27 protein-coding genes and 1 other annotated feature are annotated in these 26,730 nt (G+C 28.3%); of the genes, 5 read left to right on the top strand and 22 right to left on the bottom strand.

The genetic code is table 11. From position 1 onward, the window contains the following. Nucleotides 1-6: 6 nt before the first annotated feature. The 7 genes from B3630_RS14940 to B3630_RS14910 all read right to left on the bottom strand — a co-directional run bounded on the left by B3630_RS14940 (nt 7) and on the right by B3630_RS14910 (nt 3,997). On the bottom strand, nt 7-417 hold the full coding sequence (locus tag B3630_RS14940) for an arsenate reductase ArsC (protein ID WP_346870736.1): 411 nt from the start codon (nt 415-417) through the stop codon (nt 7-9). A 79-nt stretch (nt 418-496) separates the two neighbouring features. Further along, a complete protein-coding gene (locus B3630_RS14935; RefSeq protein WP_346899534.1) occupies nt 497-808 on the bottom strand; it encodes a metalloregulator ArsR/SmtB family transcription factor in 312 nt (103 codons plus the stop codon). 187 nt (nt 809-995) lie between these two features. Continuing rightward, entirely contained in the window at nt 996-1,235 is a 240-nt protein-coding gene (locus tag B3630_RS14930) for a thioredoxin family protein (RefSeq protein WP_346899532.1), read from the bottom strand. A 26-nt stretch (nt 1,236-1,261) separates the two neighbouring features. Beyond that, nucleotides 1,262-2,197 (bottom strand): GTP-binding protein, encoded by a 936-nt coding sequence (locus B3630_RS14925; RefSeq protein WP_346899530.1) that lies wholly within the window; start codon nt 2,195-2,197, stop codon nt 1,262-1,264. 48 nt (nt 2,198-2,245) lie between these two features. Further along, nucleotides 2,246-2,521, bottom strand: coding sequence for a metalloregulator ArsR/SmtB family transcription factor (locus B3630_RS14920; protein ID WP_346870732.1), 276 nt, complete (start codon nt 2,519-2,521; stop codon nt 2,246-2,248). A 201-nt stretch (nt 2,522-2,722) separates the two neighbouring features. Beyond that, a complete protein-coding gene (locus B3630_RS14915) occupies nt 2,723-3,385 on the bottom strand; it encodes a GGDEF domain-containing protein (protein WP_346899528.1) in 663 nt (220 codons plus the stop codon). Between the two features lie 420 nt (nt 3,386-3,805). Further along, nucleotides 3,806-3,997 carry a helix-turn-helix transcriptional regulator gene (locus B3630_RS14910; RefSeq protein ID WP_346848531.1) on the bottom strand — a complete coding sequence of 64 codons (192 nt, stop codon included), beginning with the start codon at nt 3,995-3,997 and terminating at the stop codon, nt 3,806-3,808. A 165-nt stretch (nt 3,998-4,162) separates the two neighbouring features. On the opposite strand from B3630_RS14910, the gene B3630_RS14905 reads away from it, so the two are divergent. Continuing rightward, nucleotides 4,163-4,510: a helix-turn-helix transcriptional regulator gene (locus tag B3630_RS14905; protein WP_346870730.1), complete on the top strand. Its 348-nt coding sequence runs from the start codon at nt 4,163-4,165 to the stop codon at nt 4,508-4,510. A 202-nt stretch (nt 4,511-4,712) separates the two neighbouring features. Further along, complete coding sequence (locus B3630_RS14900) at nt 4,713-6,860, top strand: PAS domain-containing sensor histidine kinase (RefSeq protein ID WP_346899526.1); 2,148 nt, start codon at nt 4,713-4,715, stop codon at nt 6,858-6,860. A gap of 87 nt (nt 6,861-6,947) precedes the next feature. Here the strand turns inward: B3630_RS14900 and B3630_RS14895 are convergent, their stop codons facing one another. The 5 genes from B3630_RS14895 to asnS form a co-directional block, all read right to left on the bottom strand. Continuing rightward, nucleotides 6,948-8,363, bottom strand: coding sequence for a hypothetical protein (locus B3630_RS14895; RefSeq protein ID WP_346899524.1), 1,416 nt, complete (start codon nt 8,361-8,363; stop codon nt 6,948-6,950). Next, nucleotides 8,356-8,895 (bottom strand): RNA polymerase sigma factor, encoded by a 540-nt coding sequence (locus B3630_RS14890; protein WP_346899522.1) that lies wholly within the window; start codon nt 8,893-8,895, stop codon nt 8,356-8,358. The genes B3630_RS14895 and B3630_RS14890 overlap by 8 nt, the downstream gene beginning before the upstream one ends. 233 nt (nt 8,896-9,128) lie before the next feature. Next, a complete protein-coding gene (locus tag B3630_RS14885) occupies nt 9,129-9,524 on the bottom strand; it encodes a nucleotidyltransferase substrate binding protein (protein ID WP_346899520.1) in 396 nt (131 codons plus the stop codon). Then, the gene (locus B3630_RS14880; protein ID WP_346899518.1) at nt 9,505-9,801 is read right to left on the bottom strand and encodes a nucleotidyltransferase domain-containing protein; all 297 of its coding nucleotides are present in this window, start codon (nt 9,799-9,801) and stop codon (nt 9,505-9,507) included. Before B3630_RS14880 ends, B3630_RS14885 begins: the two co-directional genes overlap by 20 nt. Nucleotides 9,802-10,255: 454 nt before the next feature. Further along, a complete protein-coding gene (gene asnS / locus B3630_RS14875; RefSeq protein ID WP_414633018.1) occupies nt 10,256-11,647 on the bottom strand; it encodes an asparagine--tRNA ligase in 1,392 nt (463 codons plus the stop codon). 91 nt (nt 11,648-11,738) lie between these two features. After that, nucleotides 11,739-11,983: a binding site (T-box leader), on the bottom strand. A gap of 193 nt (nt 11,984-12,176) precedes the next feature. On the opposite strand from asnS, the gene B3630_RS14870 reads away from it, so the two are divergent. Next, a complete protein-coding gene (locus tag B3630_RS14870) occupies nt 12,177-12,659 on the top strand; it encodes a DUF1648 domain-containing protein (protein WP_346899516.1) in 483 nt (160 codons plus the stop codon). A 76-nt stretch (nt 12,660-12,735) separates the two neighbouring features. Here B3630_RS14870 and B3630_RS14865 read toward each other — a convergent pair whose 3' ends face one another. The 8 genes from B3630_RS14865 to B3630_RS14830 form a co-directional block, all read right to left on the bottom strand. Further along, nucleotides 12,736-13,872, bottom strand: coding sequence for a DHHW family protein (locus tag B3630_RS14865; RefSeq protein ID WP_346899514.1), 1,137 nt, complete (start codon nt 13,870-13,872; stop codon nt 12,736-12,738). Nucleotides 13,873-13,891: 19 nt separating this feature from the next. After that, the gene (locus tag B3630_RS14860) at nt 13,892-15,298 is read right to left on the bottom strand and encodes an MBOAT family O-acyltransferase (RefSeq protein ID WP_346899512.1); all 1,407 of its coding nucleotides are present in this window, start codon (nt 15,296-15,298) and stop codon (nt 13,892-13,894) included. A 28-nt stretch (nt 15,299-15,326) separates the two neighbouring features. Further along, nucleotides 15,327-15,800 carry a DUF4358 domain-containing protein gene (locus B3630_RS14855; protein ID WP_346899510.1) on the bottom strand — a complete coding sequence of 158 codons (474 nt, stop codon included), beginning with the start codon at nt 15,798-15,800 and terminating at the stop codon, nt 15,327-15,329. Nucleotides 15,801-15,809: 9 nt separating this feature from the next. Next, nucleotides 15,810-16,598, bottom strand: coding sequence for a GDSL-type esterase/lipase family protein (locus B3630_RS14850; RefSeq protein ID WP_346899508.1), 789 nt, complete (start codon nt 16,596-16,598; stop codon nt 15,810-15,812). Nucleotides 16,599-16,800: 202 nt separating this feature from the next. Further along, complete coding sequence (locus tag B3630_RS14845; protein WP_346899506.1) at nt 16,801-17,328, bottom strand: QueT transporter family protein; 528 nt, start codon at nt 17,326-17,328, stop codon at nt 16,801-16,803. 804 nt (nt 17,329-18,132) lie between these two features. Continuing rightward, nucleotides 18,133-18,366, bottom strand: a complete 234-nt coding sequence (locus B3630_RS14840; RefSeq protein WP_346899504.1) for a hypothetical protein — start codon at nt 18,364-18,366, stop codon at nt 18,133-18,135. Nucleotides 18,367-18,559: 193 nt separating this feature from the next. Beyond that, nucleotides 18,560-20,542: a cell wall-binding repeat-containing protein gene (locus B3630_RS14835; protein WP_346899502.1), complete on the bottom strand. Its 1,983-nt coding sequence runs from the start codon at nt 20,540-20,542 to the stop codon at nt 18,560-18,562. A gap of 251 nt (nt 20,543-20,793) precedes the next feature. Beyond that, a complete protein-coding gene (locus B3630_RS14830; protein ID WP_346899500.1) occupies nt 20,794-21,240 on the bottom strand; it encodes a hypothetical protein in 447 nt (148 codons plus the stop codon). Between the two features lie 290 nt (nt 21,241-21,530). On the opposite strand from B3630_RS14830, the gene B3630_RS14825 reads away from it, so the two are divergent. After that, nucleotides 21,531-23,150, top strand: coding sequence for a Na/Pi cotransporter family protein (locus B3630_RS14825; protein WP_346899498.1), 1,620 nt, complete (start codon nt 21,531-21,533; stop codon nt 23,148-23,150). 111 nt (nt 23,151-23,261) lie between these two features. Here the strand turns inward: B3630_RS14825 and B3630_RS14820 are convergent, their stop codons facing one another. Together B3630_RS14820 and B3630_RS14815 are read right to left on the bottom strand one after the other, a co-directional pair. Next, a complete protein-coding gene (locus tag B3630_RS14820; RefSeq protein ID WP_346899496.1) occupies nt 23,262-24,113 on the bottom strand; it encodes a YjjW family glycine radical enzyme activase in 852 nt (283 codons plus the stop codon). Between the two features lie 147 nt (nt 24,114-24,260). Further along, entirely contained in the window at nt 24,261-25,760 is a 1,500-nt protein-coding gene (locus tag B3630_RS14815; protein WP_346899494.1) for a YjjI family glycine radical enzyme, read from the bottom strand. Between the two features lie 358 nt (nt 25,761-26,118). On the opposite strand from B3630_RS14815, the gene B3630_RS14810 reads away from it, so the two are divergent. Next, nucleotides 26,119-26,613, top strand: coding sequence for a metallophosphoesterase family protein (locus tag B3630_RS14810; protein ID WP_346869172.1), 495 nt, complete (start codon nt 26,119-26,121; stop codon nt 26,611-26,613). Nucleotides 26,614-26,730: the final 117 nt, after the last annotated feature.

Raw genomic sequence — 26,730 nt, 5'->3', positions numbered from 1 at the left:
AACCTCCTATAATTCAATTTCTTTATTTTTTATTCTCTTAGCTAAATTCTTAATTTTTTCTTCAATAATTTTAGCAGTTTTAATAAATTCTTCATCTGATTTTCCAGTTGGATCCTCTAATCCCCAATCCTCTATATGCTTTCCAGGTAAAATAGGACATACAACATTACAACCCATTTTAATAACTATATCTACTTCAGGTATATCTCCTAGAAGTTTAGATTTCTGAGTCTCATTCATATCAATGTTATATAGCTCATTTATTATTCTAACTGCATCTTGATTTATTGTAGGTCTTAGTTCAGTCCCTGCAGAATAACTTTCAAAAACTTCTCCTTCATATAATCTTCCTAATGCCTCCGCCATTTGAGATCTACAAGAATTGTGAACACATATAAATGCCACCTTTGGTTTCATATTAACTTCTCCATTCTTAATTGATTAGTGTAAAGTTTTTACACTTTTTATTTTAAAAGTCTTTATATATAACATGGATTTATTTACATTTACACTTTTCTTTGCAAATACACTTCTCTGTATCTGTTGTAACACTTGTTAAAAACAATATTAATTTATTACAATTAGTATTATTTAAAAAATAATGACTCCACAGACCATCCTTTCTATTCTCAACAAGACCACAATCTATCAACACCTTCATATGATGTGAAAGAGTTGGTTGTGTAAAATCAAAATGTTCTAGAATATCACATGCACATCTTTCCCCACAGGATAATATATCTACTATTTTTAACCTATTTGGATCAGATAACGCCTTTATAATTTTTGCATTTCCTTCATAATTCATTTCAACACCTCCTTATATAGATAACTGTCTATATTTATAATATAGACCATCATCTATATAGCGTCAATATACTTATTTAATTTTCTCCCTGCGCTACATTTATTCTTAACTATGTATAGTAATATATTTGTATAATTAAAAATAAGTAACTAAATTTAATATCTAGTTACTTATTATAAAACTTTTACTATATAGTTTTTTTTATTAACTCTACTATTTGTTTAGTAGATAAAACTTGTCCCATAGCCTTTGGTTTACCATCTATCATTAAGGTAGGAGTAGTCATAACTCCTAATGAAATAATATCTACTAAAGATTCGACCTTAGCCACATCAGCTTCTATCCCTAATTCCTTTAAAGCTTCCAAAGTGTTATCATAAAGTTTAGTGCATTTAGAACACCCTTCTCCTAAAACCTTAAATTCCATATGAACTCCTCCTAAAATTTAAAACTTTAATTTTTAAGTTCCATCTTTTCTCCTACAATTTCATTCCAATTATTAATTATAGGTTTTATTATATTGGGCCCGATTTTAGATATAAACACTAGTTGTGAAACTTCCTTTGGTTCACATGGCTTATAATCTATATTTTTGCCTACCACATCTATTTGTTGCCATCCATCATTTAAGTTAAAGAAACCCTTTATTCTATAGCTATCATTCTTTATAGAATTTAAGAATTCTTCTATTTTATTTTTACTCACAACACTACTAAAATTCATAGTTAAGCTTTTTGGCTTGTTTTCCACAGTATTTGTAGAATCTTCTCCTTCAGCCCACTGATTTACTAATAAATCCTTATATAAAAAGTCCATACTAAATTCTCCAAAGGAACAAGTATCTATATCACACTTAGGATTTACATGTCTGACTTCTTTAATTACCTTCTTTAGTTCTTCATCTTCAATTAAATCTACCTTATTTATGATAGCCATATGACAATGCTTTAATTGACGATTTACTGTTTCTAAATCTTCTAATTGCTCTCTAAAATTCATTCCATCAATTAAGCATAACACTCCCTTTAAATCATAGGTTGCTTCAGGTGATAAAATCTTTACACCTTCAAGTATCTCTTCTATATTAGATGGATCTGCTAGGCCTGAACTCTCTACAAAGACATACTCTAAATCCTGATTACTCATTTCAGCTAAAGCTTGAACAAAGGATATTTTTAAACATGAGCAGAAGATAGATCCCCTATTAATCTCTACCATCTCAATATTATCTCTTTTAAGTATGGTACCATCTATGCCTAGCTTACCAAATTCATTTTGTATAACTCCAACCTTATTGCTCTTTAACACATCTAATAGCCTTAAAAGTACTGTAGTTTTACCTGAACCTAAAAATCCAGTTAATACATATAAATTGATTTTTTTCTCCATGATTTGCCCTCCTGTAGATTAATAATGTAAAGAAATACCCTTAGATTTTTAGTTTTTAGAGTTTAAAAACCTTTTCAATTCAGTAATCCGCTCTGAATTTAATGTATATTTCATCCAAGAACCGTCCTTATTACCAAGAACCAATCCACTATCTGTTAAAATCTTCATATGATAAGATAAGGTGGGTTGAGTAATATTAAAATTCTCAAGAATTTTACATGCACACAATTCCTCTGATTCTGTAAGCATATTAATAATTTTTAGTCTAGTCTCATCTGCCAATGCTTTAAACATTTGAACATATTCTGCATAATCATATTTCATAAAATTCTATCTCCTAATCTTTTATTTATAGCTATTTTATATCCCTATTATATCCCTCATATAGATATTTGTCTATATGACTTTTAAATCTATATTATTACAAATCCTAAAAAACAATATATAATTCCATTAAATACAAATAGATATCTCTACATGATTTTTTAGTCATTTAGACATAGCTAAATTTCTTAAATTCTAAATTTATATTGTATAAGTATTTTTTCCTAATGATTTAGATAAATATAACTTTTCATCAGCTTTTTTTACTAAATTATATATATCTCCTTCATTAACTATTTTAGAAGTTCCTATACCTATACTAACAGTTATCCTATCACTAACTTGTGAATATTCATGAATAATGTTAAGTTCCCTAAGATGCTTCATAAATATTTTTATTTTTTCAACAATTTCTTTCTCATTAAGCCTAGATATTATTGAGAATTCTTCTCCCCCATACCTACAGACTACATCTTCACTAAATATATCTTTTAAAGCCTTTGATACTACTTTTAAAATCTTATCTCCTTGAACATGCCCATAGTTATCATTGTATAGTTTAAAATCATCTATATCTATCATTAAAAACGTAATAACTTGTCTATTGTGACAGGCTTTTAATAATTCCAATTGCATAAATCTTCTATTATATGTATCTGTTAAAAAGTCTCTCTCACTTATTAGTTTTATCTCCTTATTTATTATAGATAATGCATTATTTTTTATACCTAAGATAAATACTGTAATAACTAAAAATATATTTATAAACTTACACAGACTTTTTTCTTTAATAAATATTATACTAACTAATAGTAGTAATAAAAGTAATACTATTAGTTTTATTTTAAATTTTTCTAACCTCATAAAAACTAATTTTATCGCTCCTCCCCATCCCTGGTAAAGTATGATAATTTTCCTCTCAACTATTTTTTCAAATAATGATTTTACTCCGTCATAACTTTAACCTACAGATTAAATATTCATACAATATTACTAAACCTTCTGACTAAAAATTTAAGCTTTAGTATATTCCATTACTATGCATCAATAAAAATAGACAATCATAATTTCATATTGGATTGCCTTCTAAATATGTTGTAGCAATATTTTCATTAGTTAATTATGCTATGTAAGTAACTTTATTTTAGTATAGATATTATCTTTAGTATCAATTAAGTTAATACTTTGTATTTAATACTTATTATTACATTTATATAAATTATTTATCCTACCGTTCTTTTATTTAGTCTATAGTCTATTTTTATCATTTGTTTATATCAAATTTTAATCTAAGAGATCTTTCAAGCTAACCTCAAGTGCAATAGCCAAACTATTTAGAGTTTTTAGAGATGGCACTGTTCTTAAATTTTCAATATCAGATAAGTATGTATTGGATATACCAGATAATTGAGCCAATTTATTTTGATTTATGCCCATTGATTTTCTAATAAATTTGATTTTTTTTCCTATTTCCACTCTATCACCCCAAACACTATTTTACGCTAATAAAGTAAAAAATCAATAGTTTTATGATTTTTTTACTGTGTATACATATTTTTTGTTCGTTTACTTATACTAATACTTAAACTATAATTTTATTATAAAAGTACGTAAATAACGTACTTTATTGGAGGTATATATATGAATTCAAGAAAAAAACTTAGAGAACTTAGAAAGTCTAAAGGATTAACTCTAAAAGAATTATCTGCTAAAACAAATTTATCAATATCGTTTATAAGCGATATTGAACACAATAGAAGTAATCCTTCTATATCTACTTTAAAAATACTTTGTAATGCTTTAGATGTACCTATAACCTATTTATTAGAAGATGATAAAACTCCATCTAATTTAGTATGCACTGATTTAGATTCAGTATTATCAATGCTAATAAATGATTTCTCATCTTGGAGTTATGATGACAAAATAGAACTAATATGCTATTTAAGAGCTAAAAAACATGTTCGAGAAACACAAAAGAATATGTGAATATATAAGTTTATATGAATAATTCAAATAATATTTAATTAAATTAAATTTTGAATTTGATTTATGCAATTACTTAATTTATTTTATATTATTTATAACATTCATCCCGTATTATGGCTTTTTTTGTAATATTTGTTTCATTTTTCTTTATTCCATTATATAATTGAAACATAATATATAATCTTAAATAGGAGTGATTGCTATGTATAATAATCTTTTCAATAAAACACACCTAAATCAAGAAACTATAGATGTATTAATCCCTATTTTAAATGAATTTGATGATTGTATATGGATAAAAAATATAAACGGAGAATATATAGCAGTTAATAATGCATTATGTAATCTTCTAGGCGAGGATAAAAATAATTTATTGCATAGTAACGGTCTTGATATCTTCGACTACTCTAGTTTTAAATTTGTCATAAAAGATGATTTAAATGTTATTAATAAAAAGAAAAAAAGTATCATGAATGAGTATTTATATATAAAAGGTAGAGAAGTTATTTTACAAACTCACAAAATTCCTATTATAAATTCTGACAATAGCTGTTACTCCTTTTTAGCTATTGGACAGGTTATTAATACAGATGAACTATACTACAACAATTTTATTATAGACAATAATTATAAAACATTATGTAATCTAATTACTGAGAGTGAAGAAAAGCGTGAGCAAGTTTCTTATGAAGAAGTTCATGAATATCTTATGGATATATATGAAACCCTAGACATAAATGGTACAAGCCTTTGGATATATGATGATTTTAAAAAGATGTTAATAAAGCAAATGTCATTAGGCATTACTGAAAACATATCTGTCAATGATACCTTTTCTATAAGTGATCTCTATAAAGATGAATTAATAAATATTTCTACGAAAATAAACTCACCCACTTCTTTAAAAAACTGTGAAAATTTTTATTGTAATAATGGATTTTGTCAAAGCTATAAGTATTTTCTTAAAGATAATTATATAATTATTATACCTATAGTCTATAGTAACTCCAGACTTCTAGGTGTTTTAAATTTATATTATAATGAGTCATTTGACACAGAATCTAATGCTAAATATATTGTAAGGACTTCTAAGAGATTAGCCTTATTACTAAAAAATATATATTTATCTACCCAATTGACATATCAGTTGCAGAAAAAGATTAAACTTGAAAATGAATTGAGTAGATTTCTTAATATCGCAGTTGATTTATATGTGATTATAGATACTAAAGGATATATTAAAAAAATAAGTTCTAATATACCTTTCATACTGGGCTGGGACTTTAATGATTTGAAAAAGATTCCTATTAAGTCACTAATAAAATCAACAAGTAATAGTATAAATTTCAAAGATATTTTGCATACCTGTAACAAAAAATTTTATGGTGGAATCTGTGAAGTAAAATGTAAAAACAATTCCTTCAAATTAATTGAATGGTATTATTATCACCAACAAGAAACACAGGAAATATTTATTACTGGTAAAGATGTAACTAGCTTTTCAAAACTTGAAGAAAAAGTTGCCTATTTAGAAGAACAAGTAGAATGTGAGAAATTTAAAACAGATTTTCTAGCAAATATCTCCCATGAATTTAAAACTCCCTTAAATATAATACTAGCAAGCATTCAGTTAGAGCTTAATAGTTATAATAGTGTAAATGATAATAATAGTATTTACTATAATCGTCTTAATATGATAAAACAAAACTCATATAGACTTCTTAGATTAGTTGATAACCTAATTGATGTAACCCAAGTTGATAGTAACAATATAAAGCTATATAAAGAAAATGTTAATGCTATTTCATATTTTGAAGATGTGGTAGACTCAGTTTCTGAATATGTAAAGAAAATGAATAAAAATATAATATTTGATACTAATGAAGAAGAAGTATTTCTGGATTGTGATCCTGAAAAAATTCAAAAAGTAATTTTAAATTTAATTTCTAACTCCATAAAATACACAGAAGTTAATGGCAACATATGGATTACACTAATAACTAACTGGGATGAGCATAGGCTATATATTTCTGTAAAGGATGATGGTGTAGGTATACCAAAGAATAGTTATGATATTATATTTGAAAGATTTAAACAAGTGGATAATTTATTCATAAGAAGGGCTGAAGGAAGTGGAATCGGATTACCCTTAACTAAATCCTTAATTGAACTTCATAGTGGAGAAATATGGGTAAATAAGACTATAGACAAAGGCTCAGAGTTTATCTTTTACTTACCTATAATCTCTGAAAAAGATAGTAAAGTTAATTATTTTTATAATAAAGTTATAGACTCTAGAGGTGAGAGACTTAAGATTGAATTTTCAGACATTTATTCCTATTCTAATTAAATCTACTTATCCTATCAATGACTCCATTATATTATTAATGTAAAAAAGGTCTACCTCAAAAAAATTTTGAGATAGACCTTTAAATTTTTATTTAGTTACTTTAATATAATTTCCAACAAAAGACGTAGTTCCACTTTGCTCAAACCTAATATAAGCATTGTCAATTTTATCTTCATCTACTGCGTAAACTAGATGAGTTTCTTTTGTTTCATTCGGTGCAAAATCACTGAAGAAAAAGCTTTTTCCTTCATAATCTGATTGATCAAAGTATATTGGTGCATTATCCATTTGAAGGTTATTACCATTACCCCAATAATCACTTAGAAATTGGAGATTACCATCTGATGCTTTCTTCATAAACCCAATTCTCGGATAAATATTTATATCTTTTAGTTCTTTATCAAAAGGATTCTTAATGGTTAGAGTTACATAAACATACTTCATTCCTACTGTTTCAGTAATAGTATTCATTTTATTATTTTCCCATTTTTCCTCATTAACTCTTTCATAATCCTTTAGTGTTCCATCTTCATTTATAAATGTAAGATACTCATTATAGTCAGAGAACTTATTTTTATCTAACTCAGGTAACTTATCTAATACCTCAATATTATTTACAGTAAAAGTTGGATTTTTATCAGGGAACCCTTCATCACTTATTTCTTCCCCAATATTAAATACATGATCAGTTGTAATTCCAGGTTCTACATATTCTACTTCTTCTTTATCATTATCTGCAATATCCTTTAACTCATCTGAAAAGGCTGGAACCTCTACAAATTCTCCAGGAATCTCTTCACATTTAATATTTTCTGCTACTTTTTTTAGCTCTTCTAAAGAAGTATTGTCAGCACCATAAATTGTAACGACATATCCCCCCTCTTCATAGAACATATTGATAATATGGTTATACTCCAGTCCTTCTCTTGTGAGAATTTGTGCCTTTACGCCGCCAAGGGTTGTTTCTTCTACATCACTTACGTAAATTTGCTCAAAATGAGTTGTATATACAGGTGGACAAATAGTTATTCCACCTACACTATGGTCACCATTAGGATGATATTTTCCAAGAGCATTTTCAGTCTCTATATATCCTTCTGGAATATACCCAGGAGTCACCTTCATTGCAGGTACTTTAGTAGGAGCAGCTTCTGTTTGAATATCACAAGTAAGTGTTCCTGTTCCTTCATTTTTACTTGTTGTAACTAAATAATGTTTAACTGCACCATAAGCTGTTGCAGATATTGCTAATGTAGCTGTAATAGCTGCAATAAGTACTATTATCTTTTTCTTCATAATTTTTCTCTCCTTTTTATTAGTGCTCTGAATAGAGTCTGTATTATTTTCACTTTGAATAAAATCTTGATTTTTAATGATGTTCACTTTTTGATTTTTATATTTTTGAGAAAATTCATGAGGCTCCATGATGTGCTTTAACTCTTCTACAGCATTTTCTTGACCTAAAAGATACATCAATTTATCAAGATCTGTTTTATTATCCATACAATTCATCTCCTATCATTTCTTTTACCATCTTTCTGGCACGTTCATATCTTTTTGCTGCAACGTCTTCACTAATGTTTAGTAATGATGATATCTCTCTATAGCTGAGTTCATAAAAGCACCGGTACTGAATTATTTCACAATATTTTGATGGTAATTTAGAAAGTAATTGTGTAATCATATGTCTATCTTCTACTGTTTTTACAGAAGGAACCCCCTTTTGGTTTTCACTTGTCACTTTTTCATCTACCTCTTTAGTGAATAACTGAGTTTCTTTCCTATTTCTACGATATAAATCAATGGATATGTTTTTTATTGTATATACAACCAATCTCTTAGTTTTTAAACTTTCTACCACATAAATAGTTGGTATATATGGAATTAGCTTTATAAATGCATCTTGAACTGCATCCTCTGCTTGTTCTACATTATTTAAAATTGAGTATGCAATACCATACATCTTATTTTCATATGCATCATAGAGCTGTGCTAGCATATTATTTTTAAAATTTTCATCCGATGAAATCTCCACCTAATCACTCCTTGCTGTTTAAGAGTCCTCTTACTAAGATATAACGAATGAGAACTTACAATTCTGACATTTTCATCTTAAATTCAAAACAATTACTAATTATATAATAATATGGTTTGCTTTTAATAAATACCATTATTGTAATTAAGCTTTATAATAGAAATTTAAGATATAATTTTACACATAAAAAAAGAGCATTTATACATGAAATACTCTCTTTCAACGTTAGTCTTTTATAATAGCTTTTCCAAATTCTCCACTAATTCACCTATTGCATTAACATAATACTCTATTATTCTATCTGCAACTTCATTTGCTAAATTTTCATTATAAATATGAGAAGTGGAATTTCTATCTTCTAATAAATTAATCCAAACTTTATCATCGGATATTAAATTATTTACGTAGGCTTTCTTAAATATAGTTCTTGGAAATGAATTTTCAAGAGTAACCCCAAGATATTTCATGAACTCCTTCATAGTCTTATGAGTAAGTTCATAGGTAAATTCAAACCTTTGAATAAGACTATCTCTAATTATTTCATTTTTACCATCATAAATATCACTTACCTCTTTTAATTTCCCATATGCCTTTTTCAAGTTCATATATTTAAACTCTATACTTCTCATATAAGATTACCCCTTCCTTTTCTACTTGCTCTATAAATAGCTCATCTTCTATTCTTCTCATATTTGAAAAATCAAACTCTAATAAAGTTGGGCTGGTATTTTCTATTTCTTCTATGAACTCAAATATATCACAGTCAGCATATACAGCCAAATCTATATCACTTTTTAGTTCATTATCACCCCTAGCTCTTGAGCCAAAAAGTACCACCTTGTTTATACTTTTATATTTTTTTGATATACATATAATTGTATCTACTATTTCTCCATCTAAATTCAAAAAATCACCCCTTATATTATATAAAACCTATAATGTTATATGATTTATCTTACCATTTTTAAAAGATTTTATAATATCATGTCCTAAATTAATCATTATCATTTTATCATAAACATATTCATTTAAATACTTTTATCTATTCTCCATAAAACTTAGGTGAGACCTTTAAATTTTTAATTGGCTCTAACTTAACATGCCTTCAGCTTCTTTTAATATGTAATAAATTCCTTGAAACCCCCATGGTACCTACAACTAGTTAAATAGTTTTATTGTTAAATATAAAGCTAGTTTCCTATAAAAATATTAATATAGTTATAATTTTGCATAGTTAAGACTCTAATTTTAAATTTTTTATAAATTAGACCGTGCTATTAAATAAGTTGATATATGCTTAAGCTCAAAAGAGGGCAAAACTTTCGTTTTACCCTCATATTTATTCTATTAAATTTTTGTCTTAGAACTCTGCAGTTCCTGTAGTTCTTGGGAATGGTATTACGTCTCTGATGTTGCTCATTCCAGTTACGTACATTATCATTCTTTCGAAGCCTAGGCCAAATCCAGCGTGTTTTGTGCCACCAAATTTTCTTAATTCTAGGTACCACCAGTAGTCCTCTGGGTCTAATCCTAATTCGTTGATTCTGTCTACAAGAATATCATATCTTTCTTCTCTTTGGCTTCCTCCGATGATTTCTCCTATACCAGGAACTAATAAGTCCATAGCTGCTACAGTTTTGTTGTCATCATTCATTCTCATGTAGAAAGCTTTGATTTCTTTTGGATAGTCAGTAACGAATACTGGTTTTTTGTATACTTCCTCAGTAAGATATCTCTCATGCTCTGTTTGAAGGTCACAACCCCATTCTACTGGGTACTGGAACTCTTTATCAGCTTTCTTTAATAATTCTACAGCCTCTGTATAAGTTACATGACCAAAGTCAGAAGTTGCTACGTGGTTTAATCTTTCAAGTAATCCCTTATCTACAAAACTGTTGAAGAATTCAATTTCTTCTGGAGCATTTTCAAGAATATAGTTTATAATATACTTTATCATATCTTCTGCCAATGTCATGTCATCCTTAAGGTCTGCAAAAGCTATCTCTGGCTCTACCATCCAGAATTCTGCCGCATGTCTTGCAGTGTTAGAGTTTTCAGCTCTGAAAGTTGGTCCAAAAGTATAAACATTTCTAAATGCAAGAGCATATGCTTCTGCTGCAAGCTGACCACTAACTGTAAGGTTTGTTTCCTTACCAAAGAAGTCATTCTTATAATCTATTTTCTTATCCTCAGTCATTGGGATGTTCTCAAGATTCATAGTTGTAACTCTGAACATTTCTCCTGCACCTTCACAGTCACTTCCCGTAATTATTGGAGTGTGAGTATAAACAAATCCTCTTTCATTGAAGAAGCTATGAATTGCATAAGCAACTAAAGAACGTACTCTAAATACTGCTGAAAAAGCATTACTTCTAGGTCTTAAGTGAGCTATAGTTCTTAAATATTCAAAGGTATGTCTCTTCTTTTGAAGTGGATAATCATTACTTGATTCACCTTCTACTACTATTTTTGTAGCTTTAATTTCAAAAGGTTGCTTACTTCCTGGAGTTAATACAAGCTTTCCTTCAACTATTATAGATGAGCTAATACTTAACTTTTCTATATCTTTAAAGTTATCAAGGCTATCCTCGAATACAACTTGAAGGTTTTTAAAGAAGCTACCATCATTAACTTCTATAAAACCAAAAGCTTTAGAACTTCTTAAAGTTCTAATCCATCCTGAAATACAAACATCTTGGTCTGCGTATTTTTCACTTTCTCTGTAAAGACTTTTTACTAAGATTGTTTCCATAATAAAATCCTCCTTTTATAATTTGATTATTGCCTGTTGAGGTAATATGATTCTATTTTAAGACAATAAAAAAACCTTTCCTTCCCTAAAAAATAGGGACGAAAGGATACATTCCGCGGTACCACCCAAATTATCATATTGATCAACTCAACAAGTACAAAGATCTCTCTTGATACTCTTCCCTTTTAACGGTGAGATTCCGTCTAAGTCTACTCTCATAAGATTTCGGTTAGAAACTCCGAGATGTTCTTCAATAAGAGCTTCATATTGACCTTCCACCATCGTCAACTCGCTTTAACTACTTCTCATATTTACTCTTCTCATCACAGTCTTTATTTTAATCTATTAACTAGTATTTTCAAATTTATATTATTTATTCAAAACACTTGTTATCTATTATTATATGTGCATGATTTTAGAATGTCAACTATTGGTGAAAAATTTTGTATTTGTTATAATCTAGCATTTGTTATAATATTATATTATAGCTTAATATCTATTAATTATTTATATTTTTGGAGGATATTCTATGAAAGAAAAAGTCCCTTTTACTAAATTTCAAAAGTTCCTTGAAGCTCTCTCTCTATTAATCTTACTAAGCTCAATAATCTACCTAATATTCATTTGGAGCACCCTTCCTGATACTATCCCCTCTCATTATAATGCTAAAGGAATTGTTACCAACTGGAGTGGGAAAGGTATGCTACTTATAATGCCTATAATTTCAATAATTTTGTACACAGGACTTACAACCCTAACACTGTTTCCCAATATATGGAGTGTGCCTGTAGAAATCACAGAAAAAAATCAAAACTTTGTATATACTAATTTAAAAACTATGCTTATAGTTATAAAATTAATCTTAGTATCTGATTTTGCTTATATGACAATATGTTCAGCAACTGAAAGTTCTTTAAGTGCTTTATTTACTCCTATAGTTTTAATTGCTGTATTTGGTACACTTGCCTTTTTTATGACAAGAATAATTAGAGGAAGCAAAAAACTGGAATAATATACTTAGAATGTATTCAAAATCTTAATTAAATAAAGGAGCTTAGATATTAATATATCTAAGCTCCTATTTATTATTAATTAAGATTTAATATAGAATCATCAGAATTAAAGGTATTTGCATTATATAAGAATAACATATCTGTTATATCCTTCGACTCAATTAACTCTTCCATATTATCCATGTAATACCTAAGATCTACCACATCTATCTCTCCATAGTGTGAAGTTAAAAAAGGCAGAAAACTATTGGCATAGGAATCTTTAACTACTAATAGCTTCTTCTTTGGATCTCCTAAAGATTTAATATTAATATGTGGATGATTTCCTCCTGTAAACACTTCATACTTATCCTTTTTATCTAAATTCTCACTGCTATATAGTGTGCCGGTTCTCTTTTGCTCAGTTATATAATTAACCACCATTTCCCCATTTTCTTTAGGTATATATACATTTATACAATCCGGCTTTCCTCTCTTATCTCCTATTTTTGAAGTTAAGCTTCCATAAAAATCATTAGCAACTAACTCAACCTGAAAATCTCCCTCTTTTTTAGGCTCTAGCCCCAAACTCTTACAAAATTCCACATAGGCAAGATAAGCACCTTTGCTAGTCCAGTGATGGTCTGTCCTGTAGTATAGATACTTATCCTTATTATTTATAAGTGCATCATAAGGATTAATATATTTTACATTAGAACTTAACTTTCCTTCTATATACTTCATATATTTCAACTGATTATCCACTGGTGCATATTTAGGTAGCTTATCCTTTAGAATCTCTGTAGCTGTTGGTATCAGCATAAAGCTTGTATTTATATTTTCGTGTTTCTTTACAAATTCATTAATAGCTAAAACCTTATGGTCAGTTTCTTCCTTTGATCGCTCTTCAAAGTCTTCAATAAGTTGATTATTCTTTCCTATAAATACATCATTACTTTCACTTTTACCCACTAGTTTATCTACCTTAGACTTAACATTTATAAATAAACCTCTTCCTGGAAATTGGTCTGATATATAACTCTCATAATGTTTAATATAATCACCACTAAGAAGTGCTCCCAAAGAAAACTCTGGTCTACTAGCTAGATTTCTATTTTCTGCTTCCGAAAATGCTTTTTCTCTTCTTAACATATTACTTACAGACATTATAGCTATAAATAAGAGAAATACTACTGCCATTAGCCTTCTATTCACCTTGTTACTTTTATCCATTTCTCTCACTCTGCTTTCTTTAAAATCTAAAATATAGGAAAGGATTATAACTTTCACTAACTAAATAAACTATAGATAAAATTAAAACTAACATATTAATAGCTATAACTATATATACGCCCTTTAACTTATACTTATTTTTTATATAAGCAATTAAATTTTTAATCAAAGGCGTTGAGCAAATAATTGCTATCACTATAAGTATTAGATTTGTTTTCAAGGTATATTTAGCCATATTATCCATAAATATATTTTTTCCTATTCCAAACATAATCTTTATGTAATTTAGTGCATCTTTAACTTTTGATGTATCAAAGAATACCCAGCTTATAATTACTAAAGCTACAGTATATATGTGAGCAATAGCATCAGGGACTTTATTAAGAATTTTTCCTAAAAATAATTTTTCAAGAAATATGAATACTCCAAAATATAGGCCCCAAATTACAAAATTCCAACTAGCTCCATGCCATAGTCCTGTGGCAAACCATACTATAAGTAAATTTCTAAATTGAACAGCCTTCCCTCTTCTATTTCCTCCTAAAGGAATATATATATAATCCCTAAACCATGAACCTAGGGATATGTGCCATCTTCTCCAAAACTCACTTATACTCTTAGACATATAGGGATGATTAAAGTTCTCTAAAAATTCAAATCCAAACATTTTTCCAAGACCTATTGCCATATCAGAATAACCACTAAAATCAAAATATATTTGTAGTGTGAAGGCAATTATACCTATCCAAGCTGTTAATATAGATAATTCTTCAATAGGAATCCCCTTAATAGAAGTCCAAATCATGCCTATATTGTTAGCAATAATAACTTTTTTTCCCATACCTGCAATAAATCTTTCTACCCCTTCTCCAATTTTATCTATAGACTCACTTCTGTTATTAAGTTGGTCTTCTATATCATTATATTGGACAATTGGTCCAGCAACTAGTTGCGGAAACATAGTAATATATGCCCCGAAATTTATAATATTTCTTTGTGCAACTACCTTTCCCATATATACATCTGCTACATAGGATATAAGCTGGAATGTATAAAAAGATATTCCCAGTGGTAAGGGTAAATTTCTTATCTGAAGATTAACACCAAAAATTCCATTGATATTATCAATTAAAAACCCATAATACTTAAAGAAAAATAAAAAACTTAAATTTAGTACAATTACTGTAATAAATATAGCTGTTCTTTTTTCACTATCTTCCTTATTTGACTCTATCATAAGGCCACCTATATAATCAATTAATATAGAGCCTAACATTAAGAAGATATATATTGGTTCCCCCCAAGCGTAAAAAATCAAACTCATTATAAGAATTACTAGGTTTTTAAATTTCCTAGGACATATATAATAAATTATTAAAGTAATTGGCAAAAACATAAATAAAAATATCAAACTACTAAAAACCAAATTAATCACTCCAATTAAAATATAGTTACTACTTAAACGCTTTATTTATCGCTGCTTCTATGGTCGCCGAATCTCTTGAAATGATCAATATTAAGTACTTTCCTTTTATATCTAATACACGATTACTTATTATGTCATATTCCTCGGGTCTATAGCTATTAAAACTATCGGATTGTTTTTTTATTCTTCCCTCAACTTTAGCCTTTAATTGCTCTATAGCCTCTTCACTTTTCCCTTTCAATACAAGGACTTCATTAGCATCCATATTACTCTTAGGTGCGTATAAAATAAAATCTTCTACTTCATTTTTACTTATATAATATAACTTTCTTAGCTTTGAACTATCCCCTACATCCATGTGCTCGCTGTTTATAATCTGTGAAAGATCATTTCTTAAGCTATCCATATCTGCATCCTTAACTTTAAGAATTTGGTATAAAGCTATAAATACAATCAATACTACTGCTATCAAAATATAATAATAATTTTTATACTTTTTCATATTTATCTCCTAATTATTTGATGTAATCCCTTGGTGTAAATAAGATAACCATTTTAAATAAAAATCATATTTAAAGTGTACTCCATCTTGCTCATAGAACTCAGCCTTATCCCTTACCAATACATCAATATTTAAATAATTAACTGCTGTTTCTTTACTTACTTCATAAGCTAATTTTCTAAACTCATCTAAATTAGTATTAGTAAGCCTTCCATTAGTTTCTATAGCCCTATCCATAACTGGTAGAGGTGCTTGTATGTATACATTAGTATTAGGTAATTTTGTCTTAATCTCATTTATAAATTCTATGTAATGAGCCTTAAACTTATCTGGACCTCCAGGTCCACTTCCATCGAATGCTATTACATCATTCATTCCATATAAAAGTACTACATTTTTAGGCTGTAAAGATACAACTTTATCTATGTTTTCTTTTCCTTTAACTACAGTATCTCCTTTATTACTTATTACATTATACTGATTTACTAGTTCCATCTCCATAAGCCCTTCTGTAATAGAGTCTCCCATAAATACTGTATTTTCATAGAACTTATAAAAATCAACTTCTTTATCCTCTACAACCACTTCAGGAGTATGATGTTTCTCTATCTTATCTTGGATTAAACTTAAATCAGCCTGTTCTAAATCTTTCAAGTGCTTTCTCCCTAATAGTACTCTTTGCTTTTCATTCATCTGAACCTTTTTATTATCTATAAAGGTATGTATACCTATTGCTGCTATTATCACTACTAATATTATTACTATAATTGTCATAATTCGAAAACTTCTTTTCTTCATGTTATCTTCCTCTTCTGTCTAATATTTATCTTCCATAATCATTCTAATACAACAAATTTAATATTTGGTTACAAAATCCTTACGTTTATAAAAAACTTCCCTTCATATAAAGAAACCTAAGCATAGATATACTTAGGTTTTTTCATCATCATAATAATATATGTTTCTCAAAATTTTGATACTTATCCCATTATAGGTTATCCTAGCTAAGCTTTAATATATAACTTAAATTCTCATTTTTAATAATAAATTTAAACACTAAAACTCCTATAATTGAAACTACTACAAATTCTCCTATGGCAACTTGTAATACAGAAAGCCAAAATGGTAGATTTATCATGTAGTAAAGTTCTGCCCCTATAATTAAAGCATTTGATATAGTTGCCCATAAAGATGCTATAAATAGTGCAAGTGTTTTATTATAGCCTTCTTTTTTAGTTAAAATCTTCTTAGTTTTCCAAATTAAAACTAGAGCTATTAAACTAGCTAAGCTTCCAAATATCATATCTACTATTGCCATAGGGCTAAGTAGAAAATTTGAAATTGCACATCCTATAGTTAAGGCTGGAATATATAGTGGGTCTATAAATGCCAAAAGTACCATTACCTCTGATAATCTAAATTGAATATTCCCAAAGGCAAAGGGTGCGATAACAGCAGTAACCGCTACATAAGTAGCTATGATTAATGCCATCTTTAATAATTTTTTAGTATTGTTGCTAGTATTCATAAATATAATACCCTCCTCATTTTTTAGTAGTGTAAGCTCTTAGCCTTACTAGATTCATATATTGCCCTATTTACCCTATACAAACCTACTAATAAAATAATGAGTCTAGCTATGTCACCTCACTAGCTCCGCACCTATCATTAACTCAGCATTTTCTTTATCTAAAAAATCCCACCTATACTTATTGGTGATTAAATATATTTATATATCTCATAGAAAAAATAAAGACCGTCATATAAATGACAGCCTTGTAATCCTTGTACATAAATAAAGCTCTACCTTTTTATGATGAGCTAATTAAAAGATTTCAATGCCGTAGTTTTATTTAAAGACAGGAGGCTTACGAACTGTCACTCTTATTTTGTTCAATCTCATTATATAATGTAAAGTGGTGAATTTCAAGTGTTTCATAGACTTTCAGAAGATTTATTTTATTATTTATTCTCATGTAATATTATTATTTTCTATATTTTTCGTTGGAAATTTTGTTAGAATAATTTTTATAATGAAATTTATCAAAATACTATATTACTATTAATTTTTGCATCCTTCAATGGCATGGTTTGTGCACTAAATATGCATTAACCTAAACTTATCCATACATCTATAATTTATCTTAACATATTAACAATCGCATCTTTAGATTTTATTTTATCTTTATATATACCTTGAAATTCTTTTGGTATTTGTTACTTCCACTTAGAGTCTTGTAGCTTGTATTTACCTTGATATTCACCTACTGGTACATAACATGGCTTACCATCTAATGATGGTGTTTGTAAAGCAATATTATTACATGTTCATTTATATCCATAGGTGCACAACTCCATCTGTTATAAGCTTGATTGGTTTCATATCCTTTAATGAAATAGCTTCATTAGGAAACTTCTTCTTGTATTCATTTAATAAAACTTCTGGTGAGAAAATTCCTCCTGTCTCTATAACACATATATTTTTTCCTTTTTCTAATGTGCCATCATTTTTAAAAATTTCTACTATTTCTACGTTTGAAATTGTATAAGGTATATCTTCTATCATGGGTGAAGTTGCATTTTCAACAATCCCTTCTATGATTATAGATTAATACCCTTTTACTCACTTTTCATACTTCTTATAGCTTGCACATTTTTCAACTTATATCCACATATTACAGAAATAAAATTCCAGTACATTAAGCATACTGGAATTTTATTTCTAAATCTTTTTATAAATTATAATTTAAATATTATCTTTAATTTAATTCTGTAATATCTTTTTCTTCTGCTAAACCAATTCTCCATTGTCCTGATTTACTTCTTGCGGAGTAATAAAGCAAGTATCTATTTTTCAATCTTACTAAACTTGATTTATATAGAGTACCGTTATCAAAAGAATCTTCCCCTTGTGAAGGATTGAATAGATTTTTCATTGGCAAAAAATTCACTCCATCTTTTGATACAGCATAATACAGTCCTTGATTTCCCGCTTCATTATTATTATAGCCGTTAATGACTATCTCATATCCTAAATCTGTTTTTATTAAATCATGATGCCATAGATGGAAGGTGGATAGCTTGTCTTGAAATTTACATACCTGAATATCCTTAAAGTTTTTAAAATCATTAGTTTCCGTATAATATAAATCACTACTATAGTTAGAAAACCATATTTTATATACACCTTTATCATAAATTATAATTGGTGACACATAGTCATATTTTTTGTTAAAGGTATCGGGGGCTAGAACTAATTCTTTATCACTCCACCTTACACCATCCTTACTTTTCATTACATAAACCATATTAGTACCATTATCTGTATTTTTATTGTCACTACTAGATGGATTATATCTAAAATACACTTCTAATGTATCATCCACTAAACAAATATTTATATCAGAGTAATGACCTCCATTTGCAACATCTTTAGGCATATCTAAAGGATTCTTAGAGCCTTTTAAATAATTAAAATTACTTCCATTATTACTAACCAATATTTGTGGATTTTCATAGTCGTCATTCCCATTAGGATAAGGTGTTAATCCCATCACGTACTTATATCCATTCCAACCCTTTGGGGCATACAAAACATCTGGATGAACTGCTTGATTACTTCTATCATAAGTTGGAGTCACTAAAGGACTTTTAGCATTAGTATAAAATTTACCCCAAGATGGTATATTTAATAAATCCTTGCTAACAGTTCTTTCATTTCCTATAGCAATAATATGCTTTATATTACTTCCCTTTTCAATCATAAATTCTTCCATAGTTTTATTTAATATTTTTGAACCAACATCAATTAAAGGCATATTGAGAACACCACTTGCTGAACATGCTGATATAAATTCTGATGTATTATTACTTGAAGCCATCATAATTTCACCATCGCGATATAAACTTATATTCTTATTCATTAACTTTAAATCCACATTTTTAAAATAATTAGCTATATCTATTTTTTTCATCTTAAGATTAGAAAATGTCCTATAAAAGGTATCCTCATTTCCTGCAAAATATATAGTTGAATTATTTTTATTTCTTAGAAATTTATATGTTGATAAATAATTATCTGATATTATTACTGGTGTTTCATTCATCATTCCAATGTATGATAATAACATTACTTCTTTAAGATTATCACCTTTTGAAAGAATATATGTATTATTATCTTTAAATTCTTCAGCAATTCTGATGCTAAGATTAGTACTATCCTTTTCTTGAACTCTATTTACTTCCAATCCTTTTTCTACAAGTTCATCTTCTATATTCTTTGAAATTGAATTTTCTTCTCCAATTAAAATTATTTTAGTTGATTGTAATCTACTAATCTCATTCTTTACTAAATCACTCAACACTTCTCTTTCAGTTAAAAGGATTGGTGCATTATACTTTTTACTTAGTGATAATGATAAACATCCTTCCATAAAATTTTTATTATTTATTATAACGGTAATATCAGAACTTTTCCATATTTTTTGACACATACTTATAGCTGTTTTTTCAGGATTTTCTTCAGTAAATCGACTTACTTCTAACATGTCTTTATGATTTGCTAAATTCATACTATTACTATTTGCCATAGTGCTAATAGCTTGTTCATTATTTTTAGACCAATTATTTAACCACTTTAAAAAATAAACTCCTATAATTATAATGCATATACTCACTATTGGTATTATAAATAATATAATCCTCTTTTTAATAAATTTTCTACGTCTTCTACTTTTCCTCATATTAATACTCCATTTACCTTATTTTTATATTTAATATATAATTTTTCAAAAAATCATATATTAAGTAACATCAACCATTCCATTATACACGTTAAGTAGATATTAAATATTACATTAACATTACAATTTTGGAATATATGATCTTTTATTATGGTAAACGAGTGGCTAGTATATAATTGTGAAAACAAAAAGCCAAGAATTGAATTCTCAGCTTTCTTTTTTCTAAAATATCCCTTAGATTTTTTATATGATTAATTAAGTCTTCTTCCAATTTCTTCGAGGCAAGCTTTTGCTTTATTCATTATTGGAATTAACTTACCCTTTTTATCTTCTTTAATTTTACTAATACTTTTATCTAAATCTTCATACTTTCTTTCTATAATTCGTTTTGTAATATCTGGATATTCCTTTAGCAGCTCTATATCACTTTCATTTATATTATCATACATAACCATGTCATTTATGGCATCTGCCACTCTATTATATATATTTATTTTAATTAAGGTTGGTGAATCATCCTTTGCACGATCAAACTCCTTTTTCCTAACAAACCATGGTTCAGGAATATCTTTTTCAAGGTTATCAGCTTCACTTTCAAAAATAACTAGATTTTTAATGCACTCTCTATGTTCGATTACATCAAAATATCCTAAATATTCAGTCTTTTTAACTCTTTTTATTATTTCTTTAAATTCCATAAGCCCACTTCCTTTCTTATATTATATAATTCTAGGCTTCTTTAAACATTCCTTCTATATTATATACATTATTTTTCACTAAAATACACAAAATAAGTTAATGAGGGCTTTTGGAACTTTTTCCTTTGTTAAATTCATGTTAATTTTTCTTTATCTATTGTTAAAACTTTCTACTCTTTGTTAAATAAAATGTTTTTGTGTTACTATTAAGTTAAAATTATTGTATCTTTAATTGTGTCTTTAGAATGAATATTATTTGAATACATATTATTTATTGGAGGTTTAACACTATGGAATCATTGTTTTTAATTATTAACCTTTTAGGAGGTCTTGGAGTATTCCTATTTGGTATGAAGATCATGGGAGATGGTCTTGAAAACCTAGCTGGCGAAAAGTTAAAGGGCATCTTTGATAAAATTACCTCTAATCCCCTTAAGGGTGTAGCAACCGGTGCTATAGTTACTGCTATAATTCAAAGCAGTAGTGCTGTAACTGTTATGGTAGTTGGATTTGTTAATGCAGGGATTATGAATTTATCTCAGGCAGCCTATGTAATCATGGGTGCTAATATTGGAACAACTATAACAGCTCAATTAATTACCTTTGATTTTGATGCTATTGTTCCTTTATTTATTGCTGTTGGAGCTTTTCTAGTATTATTTACTAAAAAGAAAAATCTTAAAGAATTAGGTCATATAATTTTAGGATTTGGTGTTCTATTTTTAGGTCTTACTTTAATGTCTTCTGCTATGTCTCCTCTTAGAGAGTCACCAGTATTCACAAAGCTTATTTTAAGTCTAAAGGGACATGTATTCTTAAGTCTTTTATTAGGAATAGGGATGACTGCTATAATTCAAAGCTCCTCTGCAGTTACTGGAATTTTAGTTGCTTTAGCTTCTGTTGGAAGTCTCCCAATTGATGTAGCTATACCAGTGCTATATGGAACTAATATCGGTACTTGTGTTACTGCTCTAATATCCTGTTTAGGAACTAGTAAGACTGCTAAGAAAGCGGCATTAATTCACTTATTCTTTAATGTAATAGGTAGTGTAATATTTTTAATTCCACCAGTTTCTAAATTACTATTAACTACAGTAACAACTCTTACCCCTGGTGTAACTGGAGTAGTTGTGGCAAAACAAATTGCTAATGCCCACACTATATTTAACGTAATTAACACTATATTAATATTACCATTTACAAAATACTTAGTAACTTTAGTTAATTTCATACTTCCAGGAGAAGATGAAAAAGAAGTTGATGGAGTTAAGTATATAGATGACAGACTCTTAGAAACTCCAACTATAGCCTTTGGTCAAGTTACTAATGAGATTATTAGGATGGGTACTTTAGCTAAGGAAAATATAGAAACAGCCTTAAAGGGCTTTACTGATAATAATGAAGATTCAATTAACAAAGTATATAAGAATGAAGCTTTAATAAATCTATTAGAAACAGATATAACTAGATATCTAGTTAAATTATCCAATTCTGATATTGGAGATGAGCAAAGAACTACTATAGCTTCATATTTCCATGTAGTTAATGATATAGAACGTATAGGAGATCATGCTGAAAATATTGCTGACCTGGCTAAAGATAAGCTTTCTAAGAATGTTAAGTTTTCCAAAGATGCCATTGAAGAACTTAAAGTAATGGTGAATATTTGCATAGAAGCTTTGGAGCATAGCATAGAATGTTTCTCTGATTATAGTGATAAAAAGGCTTTAGATGTAAGGACTTTAGAAGAAAAGATAGATACTTTAGAAAAAGATTTAAAGATATCACATATCAAAAGATTAAATAATGGTTCATGTGATGCAATTGTAGGTACTATATTCTTAGATCTTATTAGTAATCTTGAAAGAGTGGGTGACCATGCTGTTAATATCGCTGAAATACTTTCCTAAATATAAATATGACCCTAAAGTAAATTATTAAATACTTTAAAAGCTACAATTCAAAATTGTTGAATTGTAGCTTTCCCCTTTTATATAGATTAGTTTTTTAATTTACATTTTTTAAACTATTATGGTATTTATGCATCCATTAGCTCTAGCTATAGATTCTAATTCCTTCATATAATCATTAGTAGGTACTGTAGTCTCAAGTAATTCCTTTCTTACTCCCATAGGTCTATATTTAATTAGCTTATATTGAATATTAGGATTAATTTCAGCTAATAGCTTACTTCCCATGTCAACAGTATGATTATTATTAAGAACTTCTGGTACTACTACTGTTCTAATTTCGTATATCTTATCAAGCTTTCCAAGCTCTCTTATGTTTTTTATTACTGTTTCATTAGTGTGACCTGTAAGCATCTTATTTTCTTCTGGATAAAAAGCTTTTAAATCTATCATAGTTTTATCTGTTACTTCTAATAGTTCTTTATCCTTATATATAGGAGTAGACCCATTAGTGTCTATAAAAGTTGTTAAACCAAGACTCTTTACTTTTGTAAATAGCTCCTTTATGAAATCCCTTTGAAGAGTACATTCTCCTCCTGAAACCGTTATTCCTGAAATAAATAGCTTTACCTTTTCAATTTTTATCATTAGTTCCGAGGCAGTTATTTTTGTTATCTTAGGACTACTATTCTTCCTACAAGTAGCAACACAAGCATCACAGTTAACGCATTTATCAATATCATACTGAACCTTACCGTCTACCATTGATAGAGCTCCATATTCACAGGCATACACACATTTACCGCAATTAATACATCTATTTATAGTTTCTGGATTATGACAATAAAGGCAATTATAATTACATCCTTGAAGAAATATGGCCATTCTATTGCCTTCTCCATCTACATTACTAAAAGGTATTATTTTATTAACATAACCTATAGTTTCTTGCTTATTATTCATACTTCTTCCCCCAGTGCTCATATATTTTCATTTCCTGATAACATAGAGCCGCCCCAATACTATAAGCTTTTGCTACAATTGTATCGAAGCGGCCTTTATTATAAAAATCCTTTTTATCCTATGACTAACAACTGTAATGGAGGGATTCTATTTATCAGAACTTCTTAATTTTCTTTCAAGGATCTTGGAGTTTTTAACTGCTCCATATCCAAGAGCTACTGTATCTTGAAGTACTTGCTCTCCCCTATCTAAAGCTTCTATATCAGAACGCTTAACAAGATATCCTGTAATTCTTATAACATCACAATCATCACAGTATAGGGAGAAATATCTCATATTTAGTGCAAAGGCACCTTTGATTATATCTAAAATTGACTTTGGATTCTTTTTAGCCATTTCATCAAATTTAAATATATCGCCAATTCCAGATGGGAAGTATTTGTGGAATACTGCACTTTGAATCAAGTGTTCTGGTAATGATGGCTCTTCTCCTATTGGAATTCTACATCCTGGACTTGTTTCAGTATCAGAATCAATTCCAACTTGAGAATGAAGTAGGTAATGATTATCTGTAACTTCACAATATTTATTTTCATGGGCATTAACCATAGTATACATTTTATTTATAATGGTTTCACCTAGCTTATTAGCTCTTTCACCATATCCAAATCTATCCTTTTGCTCTGTTGCTCCTAGAAGTGTATTTACACATTCTGCAAGTCCAACTAATCCAAACATAGCAGTAAATCTATCTCTTGATAATAAACCTTCTCTTACAAGGAAACTTGACTCAAAGAAATTACTTTCTTCTACTATGAATTTAACTCTCTTATCCATATAATCAAGCATTGCTTCTAGAGCATCTGGTAATACAGTGTTTAAAAAGTGTTCTTCATTATACGCCATCTTAGCTAGTTTTGAAAGTAACATTCTCACTAATGTATAACTTCCACCGCCAAGGTTAAGTCCATTATAGCAACTTACTATTCCATACTTTTCTCCTAGTTCTGAGCTAAACATTTCATGGTTAGCAAAACTTGGCTTAGCGCAAGTAAGAGCTGTTTTTATCGCTTCAACTGCAAATTCTTCACTAGTTTCCTTTGAGTATTTTAAGGTTATATTAGGAGTAGCATTTTGAAGTTCTCTCTCTACTTCTAGAATTATTCTTCCTGCTTTAGTATCCTTAGGTCCAATATTAGCATGACAGAATGAATCAGTTATGGTTCTGTCTATATGCTTTAAGAAAAATTTAATTGCTTTATATGCTTCTTTTTCATCTTCTATATATGGATCTAAAAGAATATCAATATTACCTACATATACTGGGAAAGATGTAACTGATGGCACATGCTTATATAGAATAAGTAAATTATTTACTGCATCCCATATATCCTCTGGAGGAGTTAGGCTTAAAAACTTACTTCCATTTTTCATAAACTTTTCATAGTCAGGTACAATGTATCTAGGTCTATAGGGCGCGTTACCTTCATTAAGGTCACATATAACACCTGCATTTTCATACATTTTTGTTTTGTCAGATTTATTTAATACATCTAAACTATTTTCTGACTCCCTAGCTAAATTTAAAACTTTCATTTCATAAGTTAAAGTCTTGTCCTTAATAATATTCATTATACTATCTTTCATTTTATCACTCCTATGACATTTTGAAATTAAGTAAATATTATTATGTTATTCCTGCTTAACTATATACATAAACTAAATATAATTAAGCCATACTTTATTACAATAATGCAATGTTTATAATAAATTTATCTTAATTATAGTATACCCGAATTCAAGAGTTTTTTCTACTGTTTAATGAATAATAATTATTGATTACATTAACTTTTTAAGTAACATTTTAATTTTATCAGTATTTTTACTTTGTGTTACTTTTTCAAGTAAAGTTTCAATTAACTATTTAAATATAAACTACACAAATAAAATTTTATGCTTATACTAATACTGTATATATATTTTTTAAGTGGAGGTGAAACTTAAAATGAAAATCGGAATTATCTCTGATACTCACATGAATAAACATTATTCAAAGCTAAAACATATACTAGATGATAAGTTAAAAGATGTAGATTTAATAATTCATGCAGGAGATTATACCTCCCCTGAAGTAATATCCATGATTAAGGAAAAGTCAAAATTTATAGGTGTTTATGGAAATAATGATAAATCCAATTTAAGAAGCTTAGTTCCTGAGAAACACATATTAACTTTAGAAGGTTATAAAATTGGTATTTGTCACGGGGATGGTACTAAAAAACAAACTATAGATAATGTGGTTGATACTTTTAAGAAGGATAAGCTTGATATAATAATATATGGTCATAGCCATAAACCTTGTATTTTTACTAAAGGAAAAACTATGTATTTAAATCCTGGCTCTTCTACTAGCAAAAGAAAAGAGCCTTGGTTTTCTTATATAATTTTAGAACTTAATAAAAATTGTCCAATATCAGCTTCAGTAAACTTTTTTAAATAGCTAAAAAATTCATTATTCCATATAGTAAAAGGATTGAGACATTAAACATAGGCTTCAATCCTTTTAATTTACATTAAAATAAATAATTTACATTTTTTTTAAATTTAAATATATCCA

The organism is Clostridium sp. UBA7503 (assembly GCF_002477055.1).
In the GTDB taxonomy this organism is placed as follows: domain Bacteria; phylum Bacillota; class Clostridia; order Clostridiales; family Clostridiaceae; genus Clostridium_J; species Clostridium_J sulfidigenes.
The sequence above is the reverse complement of the archived record's forward strand: the minus strand, read 5'-3'. Positions and strand labels throughout refer to the sequence as shown.